The organism is Bradyrhizobium sp. CCBAU 53421 (assembly GCF_015291625.1).
Taxonomy (GTDB): Bacteria; Pseudomonadota; Alphaproteobacteria; order Rhizobiales; family Xanthobacteraceae; genus Bradyrhizobium.
Map to the genome: position 1 here is coordinate 6,213,555 of NZ_CP030047.1, position 26,441 is coordinate 6,239,995.

A 26,441-nucleotide genomic window follows, 5' to 3' on the forward strand; every position below is an offset into this window, starting at 1 on the left:
CTTCCCCTTCAGCGGAACAGGCCGCGCCGCGCGAACAGCGGGGCATCGCTGCTCTCGAACAACGGCTCGACGGTCAGGTGGATCGCATCGACGTCGCGCACGGCGCGCGCCGATCCCATGATGAGCGGCACGCGCTGATGCGGCGTCCGTGCCGATAGTTCGAGGATGCGCGCCCGGCCACTCGATGCGGCGCCGCCCGCCCATTCCATGATCAGTGCGATGGGGTGCGCCTCATAGAGTAGGCGCAACCGGCCTTCGCGGTAACCCTGGCGCGCATCCGCCGGATACAGGAACACGCCGCCGCGCATCAGGATGCGGTAGGCCTCGGCCACCAGCGAGCCGATCCAGCGCATGTTGTAGTCCTGTCCGAGCTCGCCGTTCACCCCGGCAAGGCAATCGTCGATGTAGTTGCGCACCGGGCCGCTCCAGTGCCGCCGGTTCGAGGCGTTGATGGCGAATTCCGACGCGCCCTGCGGCACCCGCAGGTCACGCGCGGTCAGGACGAACTCGCCACTTCGCGGGTCCAGCGTGAAGCAGTCGACGCACTGGTCGAGCGCCAGCACCAGCACGGTCTGCGGACCATAGATGAAGCAGCCCGCTGCACATTGCGCCGTACCGGGCTCGAAGAAGGTCGAGAGAATGTCGTTTCCCTTCGGCCGGATCGAGAAGATCGTGCCGATCGAGATGTTGTTTTCGAGATTGGCCGATCCATCGAGCGGATCGATCGCGACACAGAGCGGCGCATCGGGATCGAGCGTCTCCGGCAGTTCGACCTCCTCGGACAACACCGCGGCAACCGGCGCAGTGCGCAGCGCGTCGCGCATCAGGCCGTCGGCGACGATATCGATGGTCTTCTGGCGATCGCCGTCGGGATTGATCCCGCCGCTTTCGCCGCCGATGCCGGCGAGCGGTCCGGCGGCGATGATGCGCGAGAGCTCGATCGCGGCGCCGGCAAGGGCTGTGATCACCGCAACGGTCGCGGCGCGCAACGGGTTGTGCTGCGTCGGCCACTCCAGATGGGCATGCAATGCAGGACGAATCTCCACCGGCCACTCCCTTTGATCGCGCCCTCTGTCCCGAGGTGTCGAGAGGCGACCGCAGGGAGTCGCCTTCGCCGTATCAACGCGCGATTTGCCGAATTAGGGAAATTTTATTATCTTTGGTCTCGGCAAAGTATTTCTTATGGAGCTTGCGATGGCCGGGAACTTCTCGCGGGACCTCACCATCCGCCAGCTGCGCGCGCTGTCCGCGGTGCACGAGGCCGGCTCGATCACGTCGGCGGCCAATCAGCTGAACCTGACGCAGCCGGCGGTGACGCTGCAGCTCCGCAACCTGCAGGCGCTGGCGGGATTGCCGCTGATCCAGCGCACCGGCGACGGCATGGCGTTGACCGATGCCGGCGCGCATGTGCTGGCACTCATCGAGCGGATCGAAGCAGCGCTGAAGGACTGCGAGCAGTCGCTCGACATGATCGCAGGCCGCAGCGGCGGCCGCGTCGCGATGGGCGCGGTCTCGACCGCGAAATACTTCGTGCCGTTCGCGATCGCGGCGTTCTCACGCCGCTTTCCCAAGATCGAGGTCACGCTCAGGATTGGCAACCGCGAGGAGATCCGCGACGCGCTGCGCGGCTACGATCTCGATATCGCGGTCATGGGCCGTCCGCCGGCCGATGTCGAGGTCGAGATGAAGCCGCTCGGCCGGCATCCGCACTTCATCATCGCCCCCCCCGATCACCGGCTGGCGCGGCGGCGGCACGTCGCGACATCGGAGCTCGCCAACGAAACCTTCATCACCCGCGAGCAGGGATCCGGCACACGGATGCTGATGCAGCAATTTTTCGAGCGGGTCGGACTGGAGCCGAAGCTCGGCATGGCCATGGACAGCAACGAGACCATCAAGCAGGCGGTCATGGCCGGGCTCGGCATCGCCTTCATTTCCCAGCACACGGTGTTCCATGAACTGGAGGATGGCCGGCTGGTGGTGCTCAAGGTGAAGGGGCTGCCGATCGTCCGGCAGTGGCACGCGATCAGGCGCACCGACAAGATCCTGCTGCCGCCAGCGCAGGCCATGCTGGAGTTCCTGGGCAAGGAGGGCTGGCGCTATCTGCCGAATTCGCACTAGCGGCGCGCCGCCGGGAGGGCCGCCCGATCGAAAAAATCGAGTTAACGCCGTATGTTAAGCATTGAAGTTCCGGCAAACGCGTGTCACATCTTGGTTGCGGTCAGTGGCGGACCGTATCCCTGCGAGGGAGGATGAACTGCAGAACCAGTCCCCGCCGATGCCTGACTTCAAGGCGTTATTCGAGGCGGCGCCCGGCCTCTATCTGGTGCTGACCCAGCCCGACTTCCGCATCGTGGCAGTAAGCGACGCTTATCTGCGCGCCACCAAGACCGAGCGCGCCGCGATCCTTGGGCGCGGGCTGTTCGAAGTGTTTCCCGACAATCCGGACGATCCGGCCGCTGATGGGGTGCGCAACCTACGCGCCTCGCTCGAGCGTGTGGTCCAGTTCCGGCGCCCCGACACCATGTCTGTGCAGAAATACGATATCCGCAAGCCGGAGTCGGAGGGTGGCGGATTCGAGGAGCGTTACTGGAGCCCGCGCAACACACCTGTGTTCGGACCAAGCGGACAGTTCAGCTACATCATCCATCGGGTGGAAGACGTCACCAGCTTCATCCAGCTCAAGCAACGCGGCGCCGAGCAGGACAAGCTGACCGACCGGCTGCGCGAGCGCACCGAGCAGATGGAAGCCGAAATCTTCATGCGCGCCCGCGAGGTCGAGGCCGCCCGCGAGCAGCTCGAGGCCGAGCAGAAGCTGCGCCAGGTGCAGAAGATGGAGGCCGTGGGACACCTCACCGGCGGCATCGCGCACGACTTCAACAACATCCTGACCGTCATCACCGGCCTGATCGACATCCTCGCCGAGGCCGTCGAGCACGATGCCGCGCTATCGTCGGTGACCAAAATGATCAGCGACGCCGCCTTTCGCGGCGCCGAGGTGACCAAGCATCTGCTGGCGTTCTCGCGGCAGCAGCCGCTGCAACCGCGCGAAGCCAACCTCAACACGCTGGTGCAGGACACCGCGCGGCTGCTGCGCCCGTCGCTCGGCGAGCAGATCGAAATCGATACCGCGCTCGAAGCCGACGCGTGGCCGGCCTTCATCGATCCCAATCACATGTCGACCGCACTGCTCAATCTCGCCCTCAATGCCCGCGATGCGATGCCCGACGGCGGCAAGCTGATGCTGGAGACCAGCAACGTGATCCTCGACGAGGTTTATGCCGCCGCCAACCTCGATGTGCGGGCGGGTGAATATGTGATGGTCGCGGTCAGCGACACCGGCGGCGGCATCCCCGCGGCCATCCGCGACAAGGTGTTCGAACCGTTCTTCACCACCAAGGACACCGGCAAGGGCACCGGCCTCGGGCTGAGCATGGTCTACGGCTTCATCAAGCAGTCCGACGGGCATCTCAAGATCTATTCCGAAGAGGGCCACGGTACGTCGATCAAGCTCTATCTGCCGCGCAGCATGGGCGACATGGTCGACGTCGAGCCGCCGCCTCCGGCCGACACGCGCGGCGGTCATGAATCCATCCTGGTCGTCGAGGACGATCCACTGGTCCGCAACTACGTCGCCGCCCAGCTGGAGCAGCTCGGCTACCACACCATGGTGACCGCCAACGGTCCGGAAGCATTGGCTGCGGTCGAGAAGGGCTTCGTCTGCGACGTGCTGTTCACCGACGTCATCATGTCCGGAGGCATGAACGGCCGGCAGGTCGCCGATGCGGTGATCGCCAAGCTGCCCGCGGTGCGCGTGCTCTTCACGTCGGGCTATACCGAAGACGCGATCATCCATCACGGCCGTCTCGACCCTGATGTGACGCTGCTGCCCAAGCCGTATCGCAAGGCCGATCTCGCCCGCATGATCCGCCAGGTGCTGACCCAGCCTCCCGCATCGGCGGTGGCCGCCAAGTGACGCGGCTTGCAACGCGGCTTGCTCAGGGTCCGAAGCTCGAGCGGCTCTGGATCTTCCAGGCGCCGTCGAGCAGGCTCAGCACATAAAGGGAATCGTAGACCCCGATGACCGATCCGTCTTCGCGGTAGCGCGTATAGCGGACGGCATAGTGTGCCTTGGCGGGCGAGGACTGCACGAGCTTCGTCTCGTTCCATGCGCTGTGATGCCAGCCGTCCTGTTTGCGCAGCCGCTCGAACAGGTCCATCGGATTGTTGCCGCTCTGCTGATAGACGGTGACCACGCCGCCGGCGATCCGCACATGCGGGAAGTGCATCAACGCGTCCATGGCCGCAGCATCATAGCGATTGAGCGCGGCCATCCAGCGCGTCAGCACATCCTCGCATTTGGCCTCGTCGTCGCGCGAGATCTGCGCCTCGACAGTGTAGGTCGCGGCCGGCTCCGGCATCACGCATCTCCGCTTTGTTTTTTGGACTGATCGGCCGGCACGGCGCATCCGGACAGGAATAGCGCGGCACAGGCCTTGGCACGTGCTGCCATTTCGCTGTGCTGTGGCGCGGGCTTGTGCCCGAACATGACGTCGCGCTGCGGTTTGAACACGAGCATGCCGAGCAGCATGCCCGCCGCGGCTTCGGTGTCGTCGAGCACGATCCGCCCTCGCCGCTGCTGGACGCCCAGCCAATTGGTCAGCGCGGCGATCGAGCGCTGCATGGCCTTCTCATAGAACGTCTCGGCAATGTCGGGGAATTTGTCGCTCTCGGCCAGGATGATCCGTTGCAGCGCGATGACCTCGGCATCGAGAATGAGCTCGGCGCAGGTCAGCAGCGCGGCCTCCAGGGCCGCCGCAATGTTGCGGCCATCGCAGGCACCGAGATTCACGATGGACACGAACCGCTCGACCCGGTCGGTCACCATGCCCTCGAACAGCGCGAGCTTGGTCGGGATCAAACGATAGAGCGTCTTGGTGGACACGCCGGCGCGGCAGGCGACGTCGGCGATGCTGGCCGCGGCGAAGCCGCGCTCCGAGAACTCACTCCGCGCGGCCTCATAGATGAGCGCACGCGTCTCGTCGTCGGAACGAAGCTGCGGCCGCCCGCGGCCGCGCCGTTCCGCCGCCGGCGCGCTTTGCCCTGTCTCGTCCTTGTCGTTTCGGTTCATGCGCGAGCCATGCTTTTAGATGATGACTGTCATTCTATTGACAGTCCAAATATGGGCTCTATTTTGGAAAACATCAAGTTTCCTAATTATCTCGAGCTGTAGAAACCAGAATTCATACGGGTTCCCAAAGGGATAGAGCATCAGGAGCGCCTGCCATGAGCCAGCATGAAACGTCCTTCAAGGCTGAGAGCCAGGTTCCGGCCGAGACCGCCAAGCAATTGATCGCCACCCCGGAAGCGGCCAAGCCGCCTGCCGCCAAGGGCAGGCTGCGCCGCCTGCTGCTGGCCGGCGCAGCTCTCGCCGTCCTCGCGGGCGGCGCCTGGTACGGCTGGGATTACTGGACGGTCGGCCGCTTCCAGGTTTCGACCGACGACGCCTATGTGAAGGCCGACAACACCACCATCGCGCCGAAGGTCTCCGGCTATCTCAGTGCGGTGCTGGTCGGCGACAATGAGCAGGTGCGCGCCGGCCAGATCCTGGCGCGGATCGACGAGCGCGATTTCAAGGTCGCACTTGATCAGTCGAAGGCCGATGTCGCTGCCGCTGAAGCCGCGATCACCAGCAAACGCGCCCAGCTCGACGTGCAGCACTCGGTGATCGAGGCGGCGCGCGCGACGCTCGCGGTGGATACCGCGACGCAGACCTTCGCCGAGCAGGAGAACAAGCGCTACACCGACCTCGCGGGCACCGGCTACGGCAGCGTGCAGAACGCGCAGCAGGCGCAGTCGCGCTACGCCAGCGCGCAGGCCGCCATCGCCCGCGACACCGCGAACCTCGCCTCCGCCGAGCGCCAGGTCGAACTGCTCAAGGCCGAGATCGCCCAGGCGATCGCGGCGTTGGGACGGGCCACTGCCCTGCAAAACCAGGCAGAGCTCAATCTCAGCTACACCACCATCACCGCGCCGATCGACGGTGTCGTCGGTAACCGCACACTGCGTACCGGCCAGTACGTGCAGGCCGGCACGCAATTGATGTCGCTGGTGCCGGCGAGCGGCGCCTACGTGATCGCGAACTACAAGGAGACGCAGCTCACCAATGTCCGCAAGGGCCAGCCGGTCGAGATCGAGGTCGACATGTTCCCCGGACAAGTCGTGCGCGGCCATGTCGACAGCCTCGCGCCCGCCAGCGGCCAGGAATTCGCGCTGCTGCCGCCGGACAACGCCACCGGCAACTTCACCAAGGTGGTGCAGCGTATCCCGGTGAAGATCGTGCTCGACGCAACCAATGTCGACCTGCGGCCGGGCATGTCGGTGATCCCCTCCATCGCGACGCTGTCGCATCCTGCCGGGGACGCTCCGCGCTCCGGCACCTCTCCCAAGCTCGCTGTCGCCTCATTCAAATAGGTGATGTCATGTCCGACCTCGCGCTCTCCTCCCCCGCCGCGGCTCCCCCCGCCGCCACCGTGGATCCCAATCGCGCCAGCGTGACCGTCTGGATCTCGATCCTGGCGGCCATGATCGGCGCCTTCATGGCGATCCTCAACATCCAGATCACCAACGCCTCCCTGCTCAACATCGAGGGCGGCATCGGAACCGGCGTCGACAATGGTTCGTGGATCTCGACGTCCTATCTGATCGGCGAGATCGTGGTGATCCCGCTCACCGACTACCTCAGCCGGGTGTTCTCGTTTCGCAAGATCATCATCACCTTCGCCACGCTGTTCGCGGCCTTCTCGGTCGCCTGTGCCTTCACCCACGATCTGCCCTCGATGATCGCGATGCGCGGCCTGCAAGGCTTCTTCGGCGGCGTGCTGATCCCGATGGCCTTCACGCTTGTTTTCACCAAGCTGCCGAAGCCGCAGCAGCCGATTGGGCTGGCGATGTTCGCGCTCGCGGTGACCTTCGCGCCGGCGATCGGCCCGACCATCGGCGGCTACCTGACCGAAAATTACGGCTGGCAGACCATCTTCTTCGTCAACGTGATCCCGACCGCTGTCATGGTCGCCACCCTCTATTTAACGCTGGAGCGCCAGCCGATGCAGCTGCATCTGCTGCGCGAGGGCGACTGGCTCGGTATCATCACGATGGCGATCGGTCTGTCGTCGCTGCAGGCGGTGCTCGAGGAAGGCAACAAGGACGACTGGTTCGGCTCGCCCTTCATCGTCAAGCTCGCGGTGATCGCCGCGGTCAGCCTGACCCTGTTCATCTGGATCGAGCTGGTCGTCGAGAAGCCGCTGCTCCGGCTGCGGCTGCTGACCCAGCGCAGCTTCGGCTTCGGCACCATCTCGGCAGTGTTCGTCGGCTTCGCGCTGTTCGGCTCGGTCTATCTGCTGCCGGCCTATCTCGGCCAGGTGCAGCGCTACAATGCCGAGCAGATCGGCCAGGTGCTGGCCTGGACCGGCCTGCCGCAGCTGATCCTGATTCCGCTGGTGCCGAAGCTGATGCAGCGCTTCGATGCCCGCCTGATCGCGTTCACCGGCATGGCGCTGTTCGCGGTCTCCTCCTTCATGAACATCCAGATGTCGCTCGACTATTCCGGCGACCAGTTCTTCTATCCGAACATCGTTCGCGCCGTCGGCCAGGCGATCACGCTGGCGCCGCTGTCCGCCATCAGCCTCGGCAGCGTCGCGCCGCAGGATGCGCCGGCGGCCTCCGGCATCTCCAACATGATGCGCAACCTCGGCGGCGCGATCGGCACCGCGCTGCTCTCGACCATCGTCACCAAGCGCGAGCAGTTCCACTCCAACATCATCGGCCAGTCCGTTCATCTCGGCCGCGACGAGGTGCGGACTCGGATCGCCGAGGTCACCAACTACTTCCTCAGCCACGGCATCTCGGACCCGGCCACCGCACACAGCCAGGCGATCGTGGCGATCGGCAACATCGTGAAGCGTCAAGCGCTGGTGCTCGGCTTCAGTGACGCCTTCGCAGTGATCGGCGTCGTGCTGGTGCTCGCCGCGATCGCGATCGTTTTGACCGGCAAGCCGAAGAGCGCGGCGGGCGGCGCCGGTGCGCATTGAACGCGAAGGCGGCGGCCACGGCCGCCGCCTTGCCCCTCAGCTTGCCTCGCGCAGCTTGAAGCGCTGGATCTTCCCCGTCTGGGTCTTCGGCAACGATTCGACAAAGGCGATCGCGCGGGGATATTTGTACGGCGCGATCGTCGCCTTGACGTGATCCTGCAACAGCTTGACCTCGACATCGTCGCTGCGCGCGCCCTGCTTCAGCACGATGAAGGCCGAGACGATCTGGCCCCGCTCCTCGTCGGGCGCGCCGATCACGGCGCATTCGGCGACATCGGGATGCCCGAGCAGCGCCGCCTCGACCTCGGGGCCGGCGATGTTGTAGCCCGCCGAGATGATCATATCGTCGGCGCGCGCCACGAATGACAGCCGGCCGTTTTCGTCGCTGACGAAGGCATCGCCGGTGATGTTCCAGCCATCGCGGACATATTTGGTCTGCCTGGTGTCGGCGAGATAGCGGCAGCCGGTCGGGCCGCGAACCGCCAGCTTGCCGACCTGGCCCGCCGGCAGCTCGTTCATGTCTTCGTCGACGATCTTCGCCTGGTAGCCGGTCACAGGCGTGCCCGTGGTGCCCGCGACGGCGCTGCCGGTGCGGTTGGTGATGAAGATGTGCAGCAGCTCCGTGCTGCCGATGCCGTCGAGGATCGGCTTGCCGGTCTTCTTGGTCCAGCTCTCGAACACCGGCGCCGGCAGCGTCTCGCCGGCCGAGACCGCGAGCCGCAGCGACGACAGGTCGGCGCCCTTGTCCATCGCGGCCATCATCGCGCGATAGGCCGTCGGTGCGGTGAAGCAGATCGTCGCCTTGTAGGTCTCGATGATCCGGATCATCTCGCTCGGCGCCGCGTTCTCCAGCAATGTCGCAGTGGCACCGAAGCGCAGCGGGAAGATCGCCAGTCCCCCGAGCCCGAAGGTGAACGCCAGCGGCGGAGAGCCGACGAACACGTCGTCCGGCGTCACCTTGAGCACTTCCCTGGCATAGCCGTCCGCGACGATCAGGAGATCGCGGTGGAAATGCATCGTCGCCTTGGGCTCGCCCGTCGTTCCCGACGTGAAGCCGAGCAGCGCGACGTCGTCGCGGCCGGTCTTCACCGCATCGAACTTGACCGGCTTGTTCAGCGCGATCCGGTCGAGCTCGGCATCGTGGTTCTGCGTGCCGTCGAAATTGACGACCTGCTTGAGGAATTTGCTGGTCTTGGCGCAGGCCACCAATTCGTCCGCGATGCGGCTGTCGGTCAGCGCCAGCGAGATCTCGGCCTTGTCGACGATTTTTGCCAGCTCTCCCGCGCGCAGCATCGGCATCGTGTTGACCACGACGGCACCGGCTTTCGTCGCTGCGAGCCAGGCTGCCACCAGCGCAGGGTTGTTGCCCGAACGGATCAGGACGCGATTGCCGGGCTTGACGCCGTAATTCTCCACCAGCGCATGCGCCAGGCGGTTCGACCAGTCGGTCAATTCCTTGTAGGTGCGCTGCCGGCCGTTGCCGATCAGCGCGATGCGATCGCCCATCCCCTGCTCGACGATGCGATCGGTCAGTTCGACCGCGGCGTTGAGATAGTCGGGATATTGAAACTCCGGCCGGTCGAGCAGCAGATGCGGCCACTGCGCTGACGGCGGCAGGTTGCACCGCGCGAAATCGTCGACATGCCCGGATGGGCCGAGCCCGGGAAATTCACCTGACATTCGATTGCCCTCGCTTTCCATCCAGAAAGGCCAAAGACCAAATATCGAGAAGACCAGTATCGAGGACGCCCGGCAGCGTTCCAATCGCCAATCATTTTATACTTAAAATAGTTTGGCGCAAGGGTAGATATCGCGTGGAAATGGCGCGGTCCTGCAAATCTCAGATCTGTGTGAGCTGCTTCAGCCGCGCGACCATGTCCGACTCCGGGTCGGCGAGCGGTGCGATCGCGGTGAAATGATTGGCATCGGGCACGGTGCCGAACCGCGTCGCCACACCCGCTCTGCCCCACACATCGGCGATGGTCAGGCTCTGCCGGTGATACTCGGCGCTCTCGGCGCCGCCAACCACCGCATCGAGCGTCGCACCGCTGGGCGCTTTCCAGAGCAGCGGGCTCGCCGCCCTTGCTGCGCCGCGGTCAAGGCCAAGCGCCTTGTTGATGGAGGTGCCGACCAGCGGCTCGAGCTCGAACAGGCCGGAGATCGCGTAAGCAGCCCTGACCAGATTGCTCGGCAGCGACGCATCGTAGGCCGGCCAATCGGTCGCAAGCATGCATGCGGCAAGATGCCCGCCGGCGGAATGCCCCGACACCACCAGCGGCCGGCCGAGCTTTGCCAGTTCGCGGCACGCCGCGCGCATCTCGTCGATGATGTCAGCGACCGAGACGGTGGGGCACAGATCGTAGCTCGGCACCGCAACGCCGATGCCATGGCCATTGAGGCCGCGCGCGCAGTGGCTCGACGACGAGCCATCAAGCGCCTGCCAATAGCCGCCATGGATGAAGACCACCAGCGGCCCGTCGCTGTTGCCCTCGAACAGGTCGATGACGTTGCGGCTGCCGGGACCATAGCTCAGCCGCCGCGGCGGGTGCTGCTCGCGATAGGCCGCGGAGTCCTTCGCCCATCCGGCCATCAGCGCCGGATTTTCCGGCACCCGGGCCCGGTTGTTGTACTCGACCTCGTAATCGATCCCGGTCACGGCTTAAGCGCTCCTTGCCTTGGCGGAGCGCTGGGCCGAGCCCTTCGCCTTGGCGAGCAGCCGCATCAGTTCGCGGATATCCTTCGGCGACAGGTCACCGAAGATATCGGCGATCCATTTCTCATGCTCGGCCGCCATCTTGCGGAATTCGGCCCGGCCGAGCTTGGTCAGCCGGATGAACTGCACGCGGCGGTCGGTCTCCGAGGTGCGGCGATCGAGATGGCCGGACTCGACAAGCCGCTCGACCAGCCCGGTGACGTTGCCGTTCGACACCATCATCCGCTTCGACAAATCCGACAGCGTCATGCCGTCGGACACCTTGTCGAGCTGGGCCATCAGGTCGAAGCGCGGCAGCGTGACATCGAACTTCTCGCGCAACTGGCTGCGTACCTCGCCTTCGATCAGCGTGGTGCAGGTCAAGAGGCGCAGCCACAGCCGGAGCTCAGTGCCGTGATCGTCGGGCAGTTCGACGGCTTTGGTTTCGGAATCGAGGTTCATGCGGCGATCGTGCCTCCGCGGCAGGTCCCGGCCCGGCCGGTTGTTTTGAGCTTCAAGCAATTCGCGCCGCGCCGCAAGGACAATTGCGAATCGTGCCTGATACGCCGGGCCGATCCTGCAATTTCTTTAAACTTCAAGCAATTGGCGCGGCGCTTGCATGTGCCGCGCCGCATGGTGCGTGACGCTCGCCCTGACGCGATGCCACATCGCTTGCAGCGGTCGCGCGCGTCAGACTAAGCTGAGGCCAAACCGGCTGAAGCCGAAACATCAAGGCAGTCGTTGGGGGGGAGAGACATGAAGCAATTGACCAAGCTCGTGGGATTGGCGGCGCTGCTGGGTATCGCGATGACGCCGGCAATCGCGCAAGAGAAGATCAAGATCGGCGTGCTGGTGACGACCTCGGGTCCGGCTGCGGCGCTCGGCCAGCAGGTCCGCGACGGCTTTGCGCTCGCAATCAAGGATCTCGGCGGCAAGATGGCCGGCCGCGATGTCGAGATCGTCAACGCCGACGACGAGCTGAAGCCCGATGGCGCCGTGGTCAAGGTGCGCGGCCTGCTCGAGCGGGACAAGGTCGATTTCGTGGTCGGCCCGATCTTCTCCAACATCCTGCAGGCGATCCACCGTCCGGTCACCGACAGCAAGACCTTCCTGATCAGCCCGAATGCCGGCCCCTCCAGCTATGCCGGCAAGGAGTGCAACCCGTTCTTCTATGTGACGTCGTACCAGAACGACCAGGTGCACGAGATCCTCGGCAAGGTGGCGCAGGACCGCGGCTACAAGCGCGTCTACCTGCTGGTGCCGAACTATCAGGCCGGCCGCGACTCCGTCGCCGGCTTCAAGCTCGACTACAAGGGCGAGGTCGTCGAGGAATCCTACACGCCGCTGAACACGCTGGATTTCCAACCCGAGCTCTCCAAGATCGCCTCGCTGAAACCGGATGCGCTGTTCACCTTCATGCCGGGTGGCATGGGCGTGAACCTCGTGAAGCAGTACAAGCAGGCCGGCGCGACCGTGCCGGTGCTCTCCGCCTTCACCGTCGACGAATCCACCCTGCCCGCGCAGCAGGACGCCGCCGTCGGCATGTTCGGCGGCGCGAACTGGGCCCCGAACCTCGACAACCCCCAGAGCAAGAAGTTCGTCGCGGCCTATGAGGCGGCCTACAACGGCGTGCCCGGCACCTACGCCATGCAGGCCTATGACGCAGCGCTGTTGATCGACAGCGCGGTCAAGGCCGTGAAGGGCGACCTCTCCAACAAGGACGCCGTCGCGGCCGCGCTGAAGAAGGCCGACTTCACCTCGCTGCGCGGTAACTTCAAGTTCAACAACAACGGCTATCCGATCCAGGACTTCTACCTCACCAAAGTCGCGAAGCGGCCGGACGGCAAATTCCAGACCGAGATCGTCGAAAAGGTGTTCTCGAACTACGGCGATCGCTACGCCAAGGACTGCGCCGCAAAATAGATCACAGGAGGAATATCACGATGAAAGACGAGATCGCCGGCATCACCCGCGCCAATGAAGGCATGCAGGGCATTTCCTGGAGCATCCTTGGCCAGACCTACGTGCCGAAGAGCCGCACCGAGCATTCCTTCTCCTGGCACGCCACCTTCCCGCCGGGCACCTTCGTTCCCCCGCACATCCATCCCGACCAGGACGAATACCTCTACATCCTCGAGGGCAAGCTCGACTTCATGCTCGACGGCGCCGATGAATCAGCCACACCCGGCGATCTGGTGCGCCTGCCGATGGGCAAGCCGCACGGCATCTTCAACAAGTCGCAGCAGCCGGCCAAGACGCTGTTCTGGGTGTCGCCGACCCGCCGGCTCTACGACCTGTTCTGGGCGATCCACAACATGAAGGAGCAGAACCCGGACGACGTGGTGCGGCTCGCCGCCGAGCACAACATCCACTTCCTGCCGCCGCCTCCGGCGTAGGATACGCGCAGACCTATCTCCGTCATCCTGAGGAGCGCGTAGCGCGTCTCGAAGGATGTACGGCCCGGCTGGTGGCCGTCGACCCTTCGAGACGCCGCTTCGCGGCTCCTCAGGGTGACGGATCGGGTGTTGCGCGCCTCGTCATCATGAGGGGCAGCAGCCTCGGGACTGATGCGCTTTCCGTCCGACTACCCTACTGCCGCGCCACCACGCGCGCGGCAAAGCCAGCCTTGGCCGCATAGCCGCGCACGATCGCTTCGCGCGCCTCGTAATTGAGGATGGTGTCGACGTCGGTAAAGCCCTGCGGCGCGAGCTGCTCGACGGCGTCGATCACGCCCTCCGGTCCGCCGCGACGGTTGGAGGCGACGATGTCGGCGGTCATCGGCAGCCGCTGCCGCTCATAGGCCGCCAGCGCCTGGCGCGGATGCTCGGCCCGCGCCAGCATGTCGGCGAGGCAGCGCGCATCGAGGATGGCCTGCGACGCGCCGTTCGAGCCGACCGGATACATCGGATGCGCGGCGTCGCCGAGCAGGGTGACGCGGCCGCTCGACCAATAGGGCAGCGGATCGCGGTCGCAGCACGGATACTCCCAGAACTCTGGCGTCGCGTTGATCAGGCCGGTGAAGTCGACCTGCGGGATCGTGAAGCTCGTGACATAGGGCATCATCTCGTCGCGCCGGCCGAGATTGGACCAGCCCTCGCGGCGCGGCGGCGGCGAGGACCCGTCGCCGATCCGCACCAGCACCGCCCAGTTGGTGAGACGGCTCGCCGGGCTCGAGCCCGGCGCGATCGGATAGATCACGGCCTTGGCGTTCAGCCCGCCGGCGATGATCATCGAACGTCCGGTCAGGAAGGCCGGCCAGTCGGTGGCGCCGCGCCACAGCATCAGGCCGTTCCAGCACGGCCCGCCCTCGTCGGGAAACAGCATCTCGCGCACCTTGGAGTGGATGCCGTCGGCGCCGATCAGGATGTCGCCGCGCGCGGTGTGCACATGGGCTCCGCTGCGATCGAAGAAATAGGCCGACACGCCGCCCTCGTCCTGGGTGAAGGAGCCGAGCCGACACCCGGTGTGGATCGCATCGGCGCCAAGCCGGTCGATCACGGCCTGATGGATCACGCTTTGCAGGCGGCCGCGATGGATCGAGAATTGCGGCACGTCGTGGCCGGCATCGAGCCCGCGCTTCTCGTGCCAGACCTGCTGGCCATGCCGCGTCAGATAGAACAGCTCATAGGTGCGGATCGCGACCTCGTCGAGCCTGTCGAGCAGACCCAGCCCCGCCAGCTCGCGGATCGCATGCGGCAGTGTGTTGATACCGACGCCGAGCTCGCGGATCGTCTCGGACTGCTCGTACAGCTCGCAACTGATGCCGCGCGAGCGCAGCATCAGCGCAGTGGTGAGGCCTCCGATTCCGCCTCCGACGATAATCGCCTTCATCGTCCCTTACTCCACTCACAACAGGACGCGTTTACGCTTTCCCCTAGGGTCGCACGCCCCCTCGCCCGGCCGCAAGCGGGTTTGTCGCCCGGGACTTGGCCGGCCGGCGATGATTGGGCTTAGGCTTAACATTGCTTCAGCGAACTCCAATCCATCCCCGTCACCCTGAGGAGCGCGCAGCGCGTCTCGAAGGGTCGACGGCCGCCAGCCGGGCGGTGCATCCTTCGAGACGCGCTGCGCGCTCCTCAGAGTCTGACTCAAAAAGCGCTGAATGTTTTTGGGCATGCCAAGCGCCTAGTTAGTAGCCTGAGGTGTGCGACGAGGATCCAGGCGGTCTCGGTTGCGGCGGACCCTTCGAAGTCTTTGGCAAGGCGGCGGCACCTACCGCACCAGGCGAAGGTGCGTTCGACCACCCAGCGCCGAGGCAAGAGCTGGAAGCCTTTGACGCCATGCGGTCGCTGGACGATCTCGATCGTCCACGGCTTGCAATGAGCCAGGGCTTTGAGAAGCTGCTCGCCGCGGTAAACACGGTCGGCAAAGACGTGGCGCAGCTTGGGGAAGCGGCGGCGTAGTCGCTCCAGCACCGGAACGGCGCCGTGGCAGTCCTGAACATTGGCAGGATGGACATGGACGGCCAGCAGCAGGCCATCGGTGTCGGTGACGATATGCCGCTTACGCCCGCAAATGCGCTTGCCGGGGTCGTAGCCCCGCGCGCCGCCAGCTTGGGTCGTTGGCGCACTCTGGCTGTCGATCACAGCTGCGGTCGGGCTGGGCTTGCGCCCAAGCTGCTGGCGGGCTCGCCGGACCAGACGTTTGACAATCTTCTGCCAGCGTCCGGTATCGCGCCAAGCATAGAAATACCCTTGAACCGTCGAATACGGCGGGAACTCCTTCGGCAAGGCCCGCCATTGGCACCCGGTCGACAGGATGTAGAGGATCGCCTGTACGACCTCGCGCAAATCGACTTCCCGCGGTCTCCCCAGCCGCCGCCGCGGCGGCATCTGTCGGGCAATCAGCGCCCACTCCCGATCGGTCAGATCGCTTGTGTAGCGCAGCCCATTGCGCTGATACTCGACGCGAGTGATTTCGGTCCACGGCATCGTGCCCTCCCTCGAATCTTCGCAAATCCGAAGGAATCACAGCCAACCGAAATCACTCACTGCTTTTTCAGTCAGGCTCTCAGGATGACGGGGTTGGTGGATCTGCACTCCCTTCAATCCGGCACCACCGCGATCGCCTGGATCTCCACCTTGGCGCGGTCCTCGATCAGGCCGGCAACCTGAATCGCGGTCATCGCCGGGAAGCGCCGGCCGATCACGTCGCGATAGACCGTGCCGATCTCCTTCAGCCGCGCGGAATATTCCTTGCGATCGAGCAGGTACCAAGTCATCGACACGATGTGCTCCGGCCCGGCCCCGCCGGCGGCGGCGACTGCGACGATGTTGCGCAGGGTCTGGCCGATCTGCGCCACGAGATCGTCGGTCTCGAACACGCATTGCCCGTTCCAGCCGATCTGGCCCGCGATGAAGAGCTGTTTGCCGCGCGCGGCCACGCCGTTGGCGTAGCCGATCGGCTTCGCCCATCCGTCGGGTTGCAGGATCTCGATCATCTCAATTGCCCTCGAAGGCCGGTTTCTGCTTGGCGGCGAAGGCCTCGAAGGCGCGGCGGAAATCGCCGGTCACCATGCAGATCGCCTGCGCCTGCGCCTCGGACTCGATCATCTCGTCGACGCCCATCGCCCATTCCTGGTTGAACATCGTCTTCGTCACGCCATGCGCGAACCACGGTCCGTCCGCGAGCGAGCGCGCCAGCTCCTGCGCGGCGGCGGCGAGCTCCGCCGGCGGCACCAGGCGGTTGTGAAAGCCCCACGCAAAACCTTCGTCGGCGCTCATCGCACGGCCGGTGTAGAGCAGATCGGCGGCATGGCCTTGCCCGATCACGCGCGGCAGCAGCCCGCACGCGCCCATGTCGGCGCCGGCAAGGCCGACGCGGGTGAACAGGAACGCGGTCTTGGCCTGCGGCGTCGCCAGCCGCAGGTCAGACGCCAGCGCCAGCATCGCGCCGGCGCCGGCGCAAATGCCGTCGATCGCGGCGACGATGATCTGCGGGCATTTGCGCATCGCGCGCACCACCTCTCCGGTCATCCGGGTGAAGGCGAGCAGGTCCGGCATCGCCATCCGCGTCAACGGCTCGATGATCTCGAACACGTCGCCGCCGGAGCAGAAATTACCCTCGGCACCGGTCAGCACGATGGCGCGAACGTCAGAGGCATATTTGAGGTTGGTGAAGAGATCGCGCAACTCTTCGTAGGACTCGAAGGTCAGCGGGTTCTTCTTGTCCGGCCGGTTCAGTGTGATGGTCGCGACACGGCCGCTCGCGTCCCAGCGGAAGTGTTTTGCGGGATAATCCTTGAACGGCCGGAGCTTTGCTTTCATCTCGGACATGAGTTGTTCCTTCACCCGGTAAAGACTTCGCCGCCGGCGATCGCGACGGCTTGTCCGTTGATTGACGATGCGCCTTCGGAGGCGAGCCAGAGGACGGCGTCGGCGACCTCCTCCGGCGTCACCAGCCGCTGCATCGGATTGACCTTGGCGAGCGCAGCCCGCGCCTCCTGCTCGCTGCGACCGGTCTTGGCGACAATGTTGGCGGCGGCATCCGCCACCAGCGGTGTGTCGGTATAGCCGGGGCAGACCGCATTCACCGTGACGCCGCGCCGCGCATATTCCAGCGCCAGCGAACGCGTGAGGCCGACGACGCCGTGCTTGGCGGCGACATAGGCCGAGACATAGGCGTAGCCGGTGAGGCCTGCGGTAGAGGCCACGTTGATCACACGGCCCCGGCCGCGCTGCGCCATTCCCGGCAGCACCGCCTGCGTCACCAGGAACACGCTGGAGAGATTGCTCGCCAGCATGTCGGCCCACAGCGCCGCGTTCGTCTTGTCGAATGGCGCGCTGCCGGCCTTGCCGGCATTGTTGACGAGAATGTCGATCGCGCCCGCCTGGGCCTCGATCTGCGCGACGCCTTTGGTCACCGCAACGTCGTCGGTCACGTCGATCGAAACGACGGCGCCCGCCTGTTTGCCGAGCGATGCTGCGGTCGTCCTCAATGCGTCGATCCGGCGCCCGGCGATGCTGACGCGGACCCCGGCATTCGCGAGTGCGATTGCCGTCGCGGCGCCGATGCCGGAGCCGGCGCCGGTGACCAGCGCATGCGCATTAGGCCAGAAGCGTGTCATGCCTTCACTCCCGCAGCAGCGCGTTCGAGATTGGCCTCATATTGCGGCTTGCCCGACAGATACTGCTTCGGCCAGGCGATCTGCTTGACGCCGATCTTCGCGGCCTCATGCAGCGTCCAGGCCGGATCGGCGAGATGCGGCCGCGCGATGGCGCAAAGGTCGGCGCGGCCGGCGGCGATGATCGAGTTGGCGTGATCCGCCTCCGAGATCGCACCGACCGCGATGGTGGCGATACCGACCTCGTTGCGGATCTTGTCGGCGAACGGCGTCTGGTAAAGCCGGCCATAGATCGGATGATCATCGGCCCAGACCTGGCCCGAGGAGCAGTCGATCAGATCGGCACCGGCCTGCTTGAACAGCTTTGCGAAGGCGAGCGCATCCTCGGGCGTGTTGCCGCCCTCGGCCCAGTCGTGACAGGACAGGCGGACCGACATCGGCTTGTCCTCCGGCCACACCGCGCGGATCGCACGGAACACTTCCAGCGGATAACGCGCGCGGTTCTCGATCGATCCGCCGTAGTCGTCGGTGCGGCGGTTGGTCAGCGGCGACAGGAAGCTCGACAGCAGGTAGCCGTGGGCGCAGTGCAGCTCCAGAATATCGAAGCCCGCGGCGGCGCCGCGTCGTGCCGCCGCAACGAACTGGTCGCGCACCTCATCCATCTCGGCGCGGCTCATCGGCTCCGGGATCTGGCCGTCAGGCAGATAGGGCACTGATGAAGCCGACACCAGCGGCCAGTTGTGGTCCGGCAGCGGCTCGTCCATGCCTTCCCACGCGACTCGGGTTGAGCCCTTGCGGCCGGCATGGCCGAGCTGGATGCCGATCCGCGCCTCTGAATTGCGATGCACGAAATCCACGATCCGCTTGTAGGCCGCTGCCTGCGCGTCATTCCAGAGGCCGCAGCAGCCGGGCGTGATCCGCGCTTCCGGCGACACGCAGGTCATCTCGGTGAACAAGAGGCCGGCGCCGCCGAGCGCGCGGGAGCCGAAATGCACCAGATGGAAGTCGTTCGGCAGGCCCTCCTCCGCCGAATACATCGCCATCGGCGAGACAATGATCCGGTTATGCAGCGACAAGCCGCGGATCTGGAACGGCGTCAGCATCGGCGGCGTGACGCGCGCGTTGGTGGCAGGCACGCCGTTGCGCTCGGCGAACCAGCGCTCATAGCCTTCGAGCCACGTCTTGTCGCGCAGCCGCAAATTCTCGTGGCTGATGCGCTGCGAGCGGGTCAGCAGCGAATACATGAACTGCTCCGGCTCCAGCGTGTCGGCATAGCGCGAGCCGACCACTTCGAACCATTCCATCGCATTGCGCGCAGCGTTCTGGATCCGCGCCACATCGACCCGGCGCAGCTCCTCGTAAGCCTTCAGCACGGCGGGAATGCTGTCCTTGGTCGCGCCGTGGATCTTGAACTGGTTGGTCAGTTCGATCGCATCTTCCAGCGCCAGCTTGGTTCCCGAGCCGATCGCGAAATGCGCGGTGTGGGCGGCATCGCCCATCAGCACGACGTGGCTGTTGCCGTTGAACGCGGTCCACTTGCCGCAGATCAGCCGCGGGAATGACAGCCAGGCCGAGCCGCGCAGATGCCGCGCGTTGGAGACCAGATGATGGCCCTCGAGGATTTCCGCGAACACGTTCTCGCAGAACGCGATGGAGTCACCCTGCTCCATCTTGTCGAGGCCATGGGCGAGATACGCTTCCTCGGTGGTCTCGACGATGAAGGTCGCCGCGCCCTCCTCGAATTTATAAATGTGCGCCTGGAACCAGCCGTGCTCGGTCTTGCGGAAGTCGAAGGTGAACGCGTCGAAGGGCCTGACGGTGCCGAGCCAGATATAGCGGTTCGGCCGCATCAGCATGTCGGGCTGGAAGGTCTCGGCATATTTGACGCGGACCTTGGAGTTGACGCCGTCGCACGCCACGATCAGATCGGCGTCGGGGAACTCGAGATCGGAATTTACCTCGCGCTCGAAGATCAATTCGACGCCGAGCTCCTCGGCCCGCGCCTGCAGAATGTTGAGCAGCCGCTTGCGGCCGATGCCGACGAAGCCGTGCCCGGTGGTGCGCATCCGGCGGCCCTTGATCAGGACCTCGATGTCATCCCAATGGTTAAAGGCCTGTTCGATCGTGTCTGCCGTGACCGGGTCCCATTTGCGCATGTTGTCCATGGTCGCATCGGAAAACACCACGCCGAAGCCGAAGGTGTCGTAGGGCCGGTTGCGCTCGACCACGGAAATCACGTGCGTCGGATCCAGCATCTTCATCAGGATGCCGAAATAAAGCCCGGCCGGCCCGCCTCCAATGCACACGATACGCATGGCGTTCTCCCGTTGGCTTCGGCGGATCGGGCAGGTTCCTCCCGCCAGCCGATGCGGCATATTATTTTATACTTAAAATAATTGTCAAGGGCGAGATGCGGCATGCCCGCAGCTGTCGTCCCTGCGAAAGCAGGGACCCATACCCCCAGACCTTTGTTGTTGAAATAAGCTGCGGCCCCAGCGCTGTAACCCAACAGCGATCAGTGGCTATGGGTCCCTGTGTCTTGGAAGTCTGTCATGATGAGGGTGGGCGGGAAGCCGTTGGGTCCTTGGCGCTTGACGCCGTGAGCCGGCTCGGTCTCCCGCCCGTTCCATCTACAAACCTGAACAGTTGCACGAGGCTGCGCCAACAGACCTCGCATCACAGGGACAGGCACCGTGATCATAGCTCTTCGTTACGTTGGAATCGACATCTCCAAGAAACACCTCGATATCTTTGATGAGGCTGACGGCGTGCCGAGTCGCATTGCCAACGCGCCACAGGCCATCACACAGCAGGTGGCGCGTTGGCAATGCGCTACGCTGGTCGTCTTCGAGGCGACGGGTATCTATGACCTCGCGCTTCGCGAGGCGCTGCGTCAGGCCGGGATCCGGTTCGCACGGATCAACCCGGCCCGTGCCCGCGACTTTGCACGGGCTAGCGGCCTACTCGCCAAGACCGATCCGATCGATGCGCGGATGCTGGCGGCCTTTGCGCGGGCCATGCAGCCTGCCCCCGAGCAGGTCGCCGATCCTGCACGCAACACTTTGGCGAGGCTTGCAAAACGGCGGGATCAGCTGGTCCTCATGCGCGCCCAGGAGAAGAACCGGCGCAGCGAGGCCGACGATCGCGCAATGGCCGAACGCATTGGCCGCCTCATCGAGGTCCTCGACAGCGAGATCGCCGAGATCGAGGCGGACATCAGTGCATTGATTAAAGCCGAAGCGGAGATCGCGGACGATGCCAAGTTAATGCGTTCGCTGCCCGGCGTGGGTCCGGTAGCCTGCATGCAGCTGATCGCGCAGATGCCGGAACTCGGGCGGGTCGGGCCGAAACAACTCGCAGCGCTCGCTGGCCTGGCTCCCTTCAACGTCGACAGCGGCGCCTTCCGCGGCAAGCGCAAGATTGCGGGCGGCCGAAAGCGCGTTCGTGACGCCCTCTATATGGCGGCCCTCAACGCAGTTCGCAGAGCTGATCTGTTCAAGGCCTTCTATGCACGACTGCGACAGGCCGGAAAACCAGCCAAACTCGCCCTCATCGCCGTCGCCAGGAAGCTGCTAACGGTCCTCAATGCCATGATGCGAGACCGAAAGCCGTACCTGCAGACCAAACCAACATAACAGTTGCCGGCCTTCGCCGGGACGACGTCGAGTATGAGGCGGCTGACACGCGCTCATCTGCTCGTCATTCCGGGGCGGCCCGAAGAGCCGAGCCCTCAGGTGCGCAATTGCGCACCGGGGAATGACGATGGAGAGAGGTCGGACCGCGCCGAGCGCTCTCAATGCACCGCAGCGTACAGGATCTTGTCCTGGGTCGCATCCGCCGCGTCGAACTCGGCGACGATGCGGCCGGTGCGGGCGACCAGGATGCGGTCGGAGACGGCGAGGATCTCCGGAAGATAGGACGAGATCACCACCACCGCCTTGCCCTCGTCGGCGAGGCGGCGGATCTCTCCGTGGATGTGCGGAATGGTGCCGACGTCGACGCCGCGCGTCGGCTCGTCGAAGAAGATGATCGACGGCTCCTGCACCAGGGTCTTGGCCAGCACCACCTTCTGCTGGTTGCCGCCGGACAGCTCGATGATCCTGGCCTTGCGCTGCAAGGCGCTGATCTTGAGCCGGTCGACCCAGTAGCTCGCGAGCCTGCTGCGCTTCGCGCGCGACAGCAGCAAGCTCCAGCCCTTCTTCGTGGCCAGGCTGCCGATATAAACGTTGTCGTCGACCACCATGGTCTCGAAGAAGCCGTTGGCCTTGCGGTCCTCGGTGATGTAGGCGATGCCGTCATTGATCGCCTGCCGCGGCACGCGGTAGCGGATCGGCTTGCCGCGCAGCCGGATGGTACCGCCATTGACCAGGTTTCGCTTCAGCGCGCCGTAGATGATCTTGGCGATCTCGGTGCGACCGGAGCCGATCAGGCCGGCGATGCCGACCACCTCGCCGGCATAGACCGAGAACGACATGTTCTTGACCGCCATGCCCATGGTGACGTTCTCGACCGTCAGCACCTTCTCGCGGCGCTGGTGGGTCTTTTCTCTGCCGCCATAGACCGCCTGCGCCACCTCGCGCCCGACCATGTGCTGTACCAGCGCATCGCGCGTCAGCTGCTTGGCGGGCGCGGTGATCACCAGCTTGCCGTCGCGCAGCACGGTGATGCGGTCGGCGATCTGAAGTGATTCCTCCAGCGCATGCGAGATGTAGATAATCGAAACACCGCGGGCACGCAGGTCGCGCACCAGATGGAAGAAGTGGACGATCTCCTCGGGCGTCAGCGACGCGGTCGGCTCGTCGAAGATGATGATACGGGCCTTGTTGTAGATCGCGCGCGCGATCTCCACCATCTGCTTCTTGGCGGTGCCGAGCAGCGCTACGGGAGTAGCCGGATCGACATGGAAGTTGAGCGACTGCAACAGTTGCTGGGCCTGGATGTTCAGGGTGCGAAAGCGCGTCAGCAGCTTCTCGTTGCCGAGCTCGATGTTCTGCGCCGCGGTCATGGTCGGCACCAGGCTGGTCTCCTGATAGACCATGCAGATGCCGGCATCGAGCGCGTCGCGCGGCTGTTCGAAATTGGCAGGCTTGCCGTCGAGCAGATAGTCGCCGGAGGTGAGGTTGATCGCACCCGCGATCGCCTTGCACAGCGTCGACTTGCCGGCGCCGTTCTCGCCGACCAGCGCATGCACCTCGCCGGGATAGAGATCGAAATTGACGCCCTCGATGGCGTGCACACCGCCATAGATCTTGGAACCGTTCGTGATCCGCAGCACCGGCTCGCGGGTCGCCGATTGTGTTGCGGTCGCCGCCTGCATCACGCCATCGTTCATCGCAGCTCTCCCGTGTAGCGCAGCAGCCGTCCGGCGCCGCGCGCGGCGATGACGATGCCGGAGGGTGTCGCGCAGGCGGCGGTGATGCCGTGGAAGCGGCCGCCGGCGCGGCTGTGCAGGCTGTCGCTGGCCTCGCCCTCGGCATCGAGATGCACCAGTAGCCCATAGGAGCGCGGCGGCGCCCATGGCTTCTGGATACCGAGCGCCTTGACGCTGCCGATCTGCATCGGCTCCAGGCAATCGCTGCCGCCGACCAGGGCCGGCGCGACCCAGTAATCGGGCGGCATCGTCGCCATCATCTCCTCGCGGAAATCGTCTTCCTTGAGCACGAACTCGATCAGATGCGTCCGGCGCGCGAACATGCCAAGCAACAGCCCGCCATGGCCGTCCGGATGCAGCCGCGCGGGATAGCCCGGCATGTTGGCGGCGACAGTCTCGCGCGGACCAAGCCCGTTGGCACTGAGCGCGAACCGGCTGAGGCGATGCGCCCAGCTCTCGGTGAGCCACAGGCTGTTGCCGTTGGCGGAGACCATCACGCCGTAGGGGTATGGCAGGTCGCGCAGCAAGACCTGTGGATTGTCGAGACCGGCACCGCAGCTAATCAGACGGCCGCCGGCGCGCTTCTCCATTAGGTCATGCCGCCATTCGTCTGGGCGGCGGCCGGCGCTGCCTTCGACGGCATAGATGCGGCCATCGGGCGCCGCAGTGACCGACAGCAGGCCAACAAGCGCGCTGCCACCGGCAGAGTCCAGCCAGCGCGGCGCAGGCTTCGCCGGATCGATCGCGGCAAGCCCCCGGCCCGCGACGCAGACCAGGAGGCGGCCGTCCGGATGCAGCGCGAGCCCGCCGGCATCGTCCTCGAACTCGGCGACAATCGCACGGGTCGAGAAATCCGCGCCGCTGAGCTTCAGCACCTTGCGGCCCGCGGAGACATAGATCGCGCCATTGCCCGCGGCGATGACGTCGTCGATTCCGGGCAGCGGCTCGCCGATCGGCTCGGCGGTGTCGAGCCGGTCGTTCGGGCTGAGCGCGCCGTCGAGCGGCGGGATCGCGTTCTGACCGCCGTCGCGGTCGACGACGCTGCGGATGTCGCGCAGCAGATGATCGAAAAATCCCATTATTTCGCCACCCTGCTCTTTGCGCCCCAGTACGCGTCGTAGCCGGTCCAGCTGTCGTCGACGCCGTCGAGCTTGATGCGGCCGATCCGGTTGTTCTCGAGCCCGCCGAGATAGAGATAGCCCTGATGCTCGCGCATCGAGGTCAGGGTCGAATGCGAGATGCCGGTCGGATCCCACCACGATTCCAGCGCCTCGCCCTTCTCGTTGAACTTCAGCACGCAGCCGTGGTTGAGCGCGGGCGCCAGCCACTCGTCGGTCGGCACCTGCTTGACCATGCGCAGGCGGAAGCCGGGTTTTCGTGCGGCAAGGTCGAAGGTCGGCGTGCGGATGCCGACCAGCGCCAGCCAGTAAGTGCCGTCGGAGGCGCGGTTGATGTTGTCGGGGTTGCCCGGCAACTCGTCCATCAGCACTTCGGTCTTGCCCTTGTTGGGGCCCTCGATCCAGTGGCGGAACACCTTGCACAGCGAGGTCGACGCAATCAGGATCGACTTGCCGTCATGGGAGACACAGATCCCGTTCGGGAAATAGAAGTGGTTGATCACCGTGCGCGTGGTCTTGGTCGCCGGATCGTAGCAGACCACGCGGCCGTTCGGCCGACCCTCGAGGATGTCGAGAGTGTTGGTGGTCATCTCATAGCGCGTGGTGCAGTCGCTGAAATAGATCTTGCCGTCGGGCGCGATGTCGAGATCGTCGGCCATGCGCAGGCGGGAATCGTCGTTGAGCTTGTACCAGGTGCGGTTGGTCTCGTCGGTGACCTTGAAGATGCGGCCATCGGGCGCAACGCCGTAGACGCCCATGCCGGCCACGGCGACGATCAAGTTCTCGTCGCGATCGAACTGCATGCCGAGCGGCCGGCCGCCGATATGGGCGAACACCTCGCGGGTCTTGAATTCGGGCCCGGAGAAGCGGATCACATTGCCGTCGCGAGTTGAGCCGTACAACCGGCCCTGTCGATCGAGGATGACGTCCTCGGGCCCCTCGACCTGGTCGACGCCGATCGCCTGCGCGTGGATCAGCCGGTCGTTCTGCGCGTAGGGCGAGGCCGCGCCCGGCTGCACCGCAGGCGCCGAGGCGAGCGGCACGAAGGCCGGATTGACGTAGATCTTCTGGATCGCCTTGCCGCGGTTCTTCGACCATTTGACGTCGATGCCAACCGCGGCGAGCAGGATCATGCCCGTCACCGCCGAGGTGACGTAGCCCGGGATGCCCATGCGCACGAGGCCGTTGATCAAGAGGAAGATGATCAACGCGCCGATCATCGCCCGCCACACCGTGCCCTTGCCGCCGGCCAGCGACACCCCGCCGAGCACCACGGCTGTCAGCGCCTGGAATTCCCAGCCGACACCGGTGGTGGAATCCGTCGAGGCCTGGCGTGCGGCGTAGAAGACACCGCTCGCCGCGCACAGCGTGCCCGACAGCACATAGGTCATGAACAGCATCAGGCGGACGCGGATGCCGGCATGGCGCGCCGCCTTGCGGCTGGCGCCGATCGCGGTGAGATGCCAGCCATAGCGCGAGCGTGACAGGAAGATGTGGCAGATCAGCAGCACCACGAACAGCGTCGCGGCATTGACGGGAATGCCGAGCACGCTGCCGCCGCCGATGAAATCCCAGGCGTCGCTCTCGACCGAATTGGTCGCGAACACCTGGGCGTAGCTGGTGTTGAGCAGATTGACCGAGGCGCGCAGGATGATCAGCGTCACCAGCGTGGTCAGGAACGGACGCGTCTTCAGAAAGCCGATCAGAAAGCCGTTGATGCTGCCGAGCAGCGCGCCGACCAGAAGCGTCGCCGGCACGGCCAGGCCGACCGGCCATTCGCGCACCAGCAGAAAGTAGAGCGCTGCGAAATTGCACAGCGCGAAGATCGCGCCGACCGAGAGGTCGATGCCGCCGGTGACGAGGCAGAAGCCCATCGCGAGCGCGACGAAGCCGAATTCGGCGAACAGCCGCAGCAGCGACACCGAGTTCTGCATCGAGGCATAATCGGGAATGGTGAGCGCGAAATAGGCCCACAGCCCGATCATCACGGTGAAGGGAACGACCGGCTCGAACCACTGTTTCAGCAACAGCTCCGACAGCAGGAGCCGGGGTGAAAACCGCCGCACCGATGCGGCAAAGGAATCAACTGCCATCGACATCGCCAAAG

Annotated in this window: 22 protein-coding genes; 7 read left to right on the forward strand and 15 right to left on the reverse strand. The window is 65.1% G+C overall.

Translation table 11 applies throughout. From position 1 onward, the window contains the following. Positions 1-8 precede the first annotated feature (8 nt). Entirely contained in the window at positions 9-1,040 is a 1,032-nt protein-coding gene (locus XH92_RS29500) for a class 1 fructose-bisphosphatase (protein WP_371818095.1), read from the reverse strand. A gap of 154 nt (positions 1,041-1,194) precedes the next feature. On the opposite strand from XH92_RS29500, the gene XH92_RS29505 reads away from it, so the two are divergent. Together XH92_RS29505 and XH92_RS29510 are read left to right on the forward strand one after the other, a co-directional pair. Beyond that, complete coding sequence (locus XH92_RS29505; protein ID WP_194455263.1) at positions 1,195-2,121, forward strand: LysR family transcriptional regulator; 927 nt, start codon at positions 1,195-1,197, stop codon at positions 2,119-2,121. 157 nt (positions 2,122-2,278) lie between these two features. Next, complete coding sequence (locus tag XH92_RS29510) at positions 2,279-3,976, forward strand: ATP-binding protein (RefSeq protein WP_194461473.1); 1,698 nt, start codon at positions 2,279-2,281, stop codon at positions 3,974-3,976. A 22-nt stretch (positions 3,977-3,998) separates the two neighbouring features. Here the strand turns inward: XH92_RS29510 and XH92_RS29515 are convergent, their stop codons facing one another. Continuing rightward, on the reverse strand, positions 3,999-4,421 hold the full coding sequence (locus tag XH92_RS29515) for a hypothetical protein (RefSeq protein ID WP_194455264.1): 423 nt from the start codon (positions 4,419-4,421) through the stop codon (positions 3,999-4,001). Next, positions 4,421-5,131 (reverse strand): TetR/AcrR family transcriptional regulator, encoded by a 711-nt coding sequence (locus XH92_RS29520; RefSeq protein WP_194455265.1) that lies wholly within the window; start codon positions 5,129-5,131, stop codon positions 4,421-4,423. Before XH92_RS29520 ends, XH92_RS29515 begins: the two co-directional genes overlap by 1 nt. Before the next feature lie 155 nt (positions 5,132-5,286). Here XH92_RS29520 and XH92_RS29525 point away from each other — a divergent pair, with 155 nt between their 5' ends. After that, on the forward strand, positions 5,287-6,474 hold the full coding sequence (locus XH92_RS29525; RefSeq protein WP_194455266.1) for an HlyD family secretion protein: 1,188 nt from the start codon (positions 5,287-5,289) through the stop codon (positions 6,472-6,474). An 8-nt stretch (positions 6,475-6,482) separates the two neighbouring features. After that, a complete protein-coding gene (locus XH92_RS29530) occupies positions 6,483-8,090 on the forward strand; it encodes an MDR family MFS transporter (protein WP_371817832.1) in 1,608 nt (535 codons plus the stop codon). Positions 8,091-8,126: 36 nt separating this feature from the next. Here the strand turns inward: XH92_RS29530 and XH92_RS29535 are convergent, their stop codons facing one another. The 3 genes from XH92_RS29535 to XH92_RS29545 all read right to left on the reverse strand — a co-directional run bounded on the left by XH92_RS29535 (position 8,127) and on the right by XH92_RS29545 (position 11,244). Further along, on the reverse strand, positions 8,127-9,770 hold the full coding sequence (locus XH92_RS29535; RefSeq protein ID WP_194455267.1) for a benzoate-CoA ligase family protein: 1,644 nt from the start codon (positions 9,768-9,770) through the stop codon (positions 8,127-8,129). Between the two features lie 160 nt (positions 9,771-9,930). Next, positions 9,931-10,746 (reverse strand): alpha/beta hydrolase, encoded by an 816-nt coding sequence (locus XH92_RS29540; RefSeq protein ID WP_194455268.1) that lies wholly within the window; start codon positions 10,744-10,746, stop codon positions 9,931-9,933. A gap of 3 nt (positions 10,747-10,749) precedes the next feature. Continuing rightward, the gene (locus XH92_RS29545) at positions 10,750-11,244 is read right to left on the reverse strand and encodes a MarR family winged helix-turn-helix transcriptional regulator (protein ID WP_194455269.1); all 495 of its coding nucleotides are present in this window, start codon (positions 11,242-11,244) and stop codon (positions 10,750-10,752) included. 294 nt (positions 11,245-11,538) lie between these two features. Between XH92_RS29545 and XH92_RS29550 the strand changes: the two genes are divergently transcribed. Beyond that, complete coding sequence (locus XH92_RS29550) at positions 11,539-12,705, forward strand: ABC transporter substrate-binding protein (protein ID WP_194455270.1); 1,167 nt, start codon at positions 11,539-11,541, stop codon at positions 12,703-12,705. Positions 12,706-12,725: 20 nt separating this feature from the next. Continuing rightward, positions 12,726-13,178, forward strand: a complete 453-nt coding sequence (locus XH92_RS29555) for a cupin domain-containing protein (RefSeq protein WP_057015936.1) — start codon at positions 12,726-12,728, stop codon at positions 13,176-13,178. Positions 13,179-13,371: 193 nt separating this feature from the next. Here XH92_RS29555 and XH92_RS29560 read toward each other — a convergent pair whose 3' ends face one another. The 6 genes from XH92_RS29560 to XH92_RS29585 form a co-directional block, all read right to left on the reverse strand. After that, positions 13,372-14,613 (reverse strand): flavin-dependent oxidoreductase, encoded by a 1,242-nt coding sequence (locus tag XH92_RS29560; RefSeq protein ID WP_194455272.1) that lies wholly within the window; start codon positions 14,611-14,613, stop codon positions 13,372-13,374. Positions 14,614-14,870: 257 nt separating this feature from the next. Next, the gene (locus tag XH92_RS29565; protein ID WP_194455273.1) at positions 14,871-15,713 is read right to left on the reverse strand and encodes an IS5 family transposase; all 843 of its coding nucleotides are present in this window, start codon (positions 15,711-15,713) and stop codon (positions 14,871-14,873) included. Between the two features lie 113 nt (positions 15,714-15,826). Then, positions 15,827-16,222, reverse strand: coding sequence for a RidA family protein (locus tag XH92_RS29570; protein WP_194455274.1), 396 nt, complete (start codon positions 16,220-16,222; stop codon positions 15,827-15,829). Position 16,223: 1 nt separating this feature from the next. Continuing rightward, entirely contained in the window at positions 16,224-17,057 is an 834-nt protein-coding gene (locus XH92_RS29575) for an enoyl-CoA hydratase family protein (protein WP_194455275.1), read from the reverse strand. A gap of 11 nt (positions 17,058-17,068) precedes the next feature. Next, positions 17,069-17,848: an SDR family NAD(P)-dependent oxidoreductase gene (locus XH92_RS29580; protein WP_194455277.1), complete on the reverse strand. Its 780-nt coding sequence runs from the start codon at positions 17,846-17,848 to the stop codon at positions 17,069-17,071. After that, a complete protein-coding gene (locus XH92_RS29585; RefSeq protein WP_194455278.1) occupies positions 17,845-20,160 on the reverse strand; it encodes a bifunctional salicylyl-CoA 5-hydroxylase/oxidoreductase in 2,316 nt (771 codons plus the stop codon). Before XH92_RS29585 ends, XH92_RS29580 begins: the two co-directional genes overlap by 4 nt. Before the next feature lie 378 nt (positions 20,161-20,538). On the opposite strand from XH92_RS29585, the gene XH92_RS29590 reads away from it, so the two are divergent. Beyond that, positions 20,539-21,480: a transposase gene (locus XH92_RS29590; protein ID WP_194455279.1), complete on the forward strand. Its 942-nt coding sequence runs from the start codon at positions 20,539-20,541 to the stop codon at positions 21,478-21,480. Between the two features lie 158 nt (positions 21,481-21,638). On the opposite strand, the gene XH92_RS29595 is transcribed toward XH92_RS29590, so the two are convergent. The 3 genes from XH92_RS29595 to XH92_RS29605 are packed head-to-tail and all read right to left on the reverse strand — an operon-like array spanning position 21,639 to position 26,433. After that, positions 21,639-23,177: a sugar ABC transporter ATP-binding protein gene (locus XH92_RS29595; RefSeq protein ID WP_246787723.1), complete on the reverse strand. Its 1,539-nt coding sequence runs from the start codon at positions 23,175-23,177 to the stop codon at positions 21,639-21,641. After that, the gene (locus XH92_RS29600) at positions 23,174-24,295 is read right to left on the reverse strand and encodes an SMP-30/gluconolactonase/LRE family protein (protein ID WP_194455280.1); all 1,122 of its coding nucleotides are present in this window, start codon (positions 24,293-24,295) and stop codon (positions 23,174-23,176) included. Before XH92_RS29600 ends, XH92_RS29595 begins: the two co-directional genes overlap by 4 nt. Continuing rightward, positions 24,295-26,433, reverse strand: coding sequence for an SMP-30/gluconolactonase/LRE family protein (locus XH92_RS29605; protein ID WP_194455281.1), 2,139 nt, complete (start codon positions 26,431-26,433; stop codon positions 24,295-24,297). Before XH92_RS29605 ends, XH92_RS29600 begins: the two co-directional genes overlap by 1 nt. Positions 26,434-26,441: the final 8 nt, after the last annotated feature.

What these genes read in the sequence shown, in the direction of transcription:
- XH92_RS29580 (WP_194455277.1), bottom strand. Translation starts at nt 17,848, where the DNA reads ATGACACGCTTCTGGCCTAATGCGCATGCGCTGGTCACCGGCGCCGGC.
- XH92_RS29595 (WP_246787723.1), bottom strand. Translation starts at nt 23,177, where the DNA reads ATGAACGATGGCGTGATGCAGGCGGCGACCGCAACACAATCGGCGACC.
- XH92_RS29600 (WP_194455280.1), bottom strand. Translation starts at nt 24,295, where the DNA reads ATGGGATTTTTCGATCATCTGCTGCGCGACATCCGCAGCGTCGTCGAC.
- XH92_RS29530 (WP_371817832.1), top strand. Translation starts at nt 6,483, where the DNA reads ATGTCCGACCTCGCGCTCTCCTCCCCCGCCGCGGCTCCCCCCGCCGCC.
- XH92_RS29565 (WP_194455273.1), bottom strand. Translation starts at nt 15,713, where the DNA reads ATGCCGTGGACCGAAATCACTCGCGTCGAGTATCAGCGCAATGGGCTG.
- XH92_RS29535 (WP_194455267.1), bottom strand. Translation starts at nt 9,770, where the DNA reads ATGTCAGGTGAATTTCCCGGGCTCGGCCCATCCGGGCATGTCGACGAT.
- XH92_RS29605 (WP_194455281.1), bottom strand. Translation starts at nt 26,433, where the DNA reads ATGTCGATGGCAGTTGATTCCTTTGCCGCATCGGTGCGGCGGTTTTCA.
- XH92_RS29575 (WP_194455275.1), bottom strand. Translation starts at nt 17,057, where the DNA reads ATGTCCGAGATGAAAGCAAAGCTCCGGCCGTTCAAGGATTATCCCGCA.
- XH92_RS29510 (WP_194461473.1), top strand. Translation starts at nt 2,279, where the DNA reads ATGCCTGACTTCAAGGCGTTATTCGAGGCGGCGCCCGGCCTCTATCTG.
- XH92_RS29555 (WP_057015936.1), top strand. Translation starts at nt 12,726, where the DNA reads ATGAAAGACGAGATCGCCGGCATCACCCGCGCCAATGAAGGCATGCAG.
- XH92_RS29525 (WP_194455266.1), top strand. Translation starts at nt 5,287, where the DNA reads ATGAGCCAGCATGAAACGTCCTTCAAGGCTGAGAGCCAGGTTCCGGCC.
- XH92_RS29520 (WP_194455265.1), bottom strand. Translation starts at nt 5,131, where the DNA reads ATGAACCGAAACGACAAGGACGAGACAGGGCAAAGCGCGCCGGCGGCG.
- XH92_RS29585 (WP_194455278.1), bottom strand. Translation starts at nt 20,160, where the DNA reads ATGCGTATCGTGTGCATTGGAGGCGGGCCGGCCGGGCTTTATTTCGGC.
- XH92_RS29545 (WP_194455269.1), bottom strand. Translation starts at nt 11,244, where the DNA reads ATGAACCTCGATTCCGAAACCAAAGCCGTCGAACTGCCCGACGATCAC.
- XH92_RS29560 (WP_194455272.1), bottom strand. Translation starts at nt 14,613, where the DNA reads ATGAAGGCGATTATCGTCGGAGGCGGAATCGGAGGCCTCACCACTGCG.
- XH92_RS29505 (WP_194455263.1), top strand. Translation starts at nt 1,195, where the DNA reads ATGGCCGGGAACTTCTCGCGGGACCTCACCATCCGCCAGCTGCGCGCG.
- XH92_RS29515 (WP_194455264.1), bottom strand. Translation starts at nt 4,421, where the DNA reads ATGCCGGAGCCGGCCGCGACCTACACTGTCGAGGCGCAGATCTCGCGC.
- XH92_RS29550 (WP_194455270.1), top strand. Translation starts at nt 11,539, where the DNA reads ATGAAGCAATTGACCAAGCTCGTGGGATTGGCGGCGCTGCTGGGTATC.
- XH92_RS29570 (WP_194455274.1), bottom strand. Translation starts at nt 16,222, where the DNA reads ATGATCGAGATCCTGCAACCCGACGGATGGGCGAAGCCGATCGGCTAC.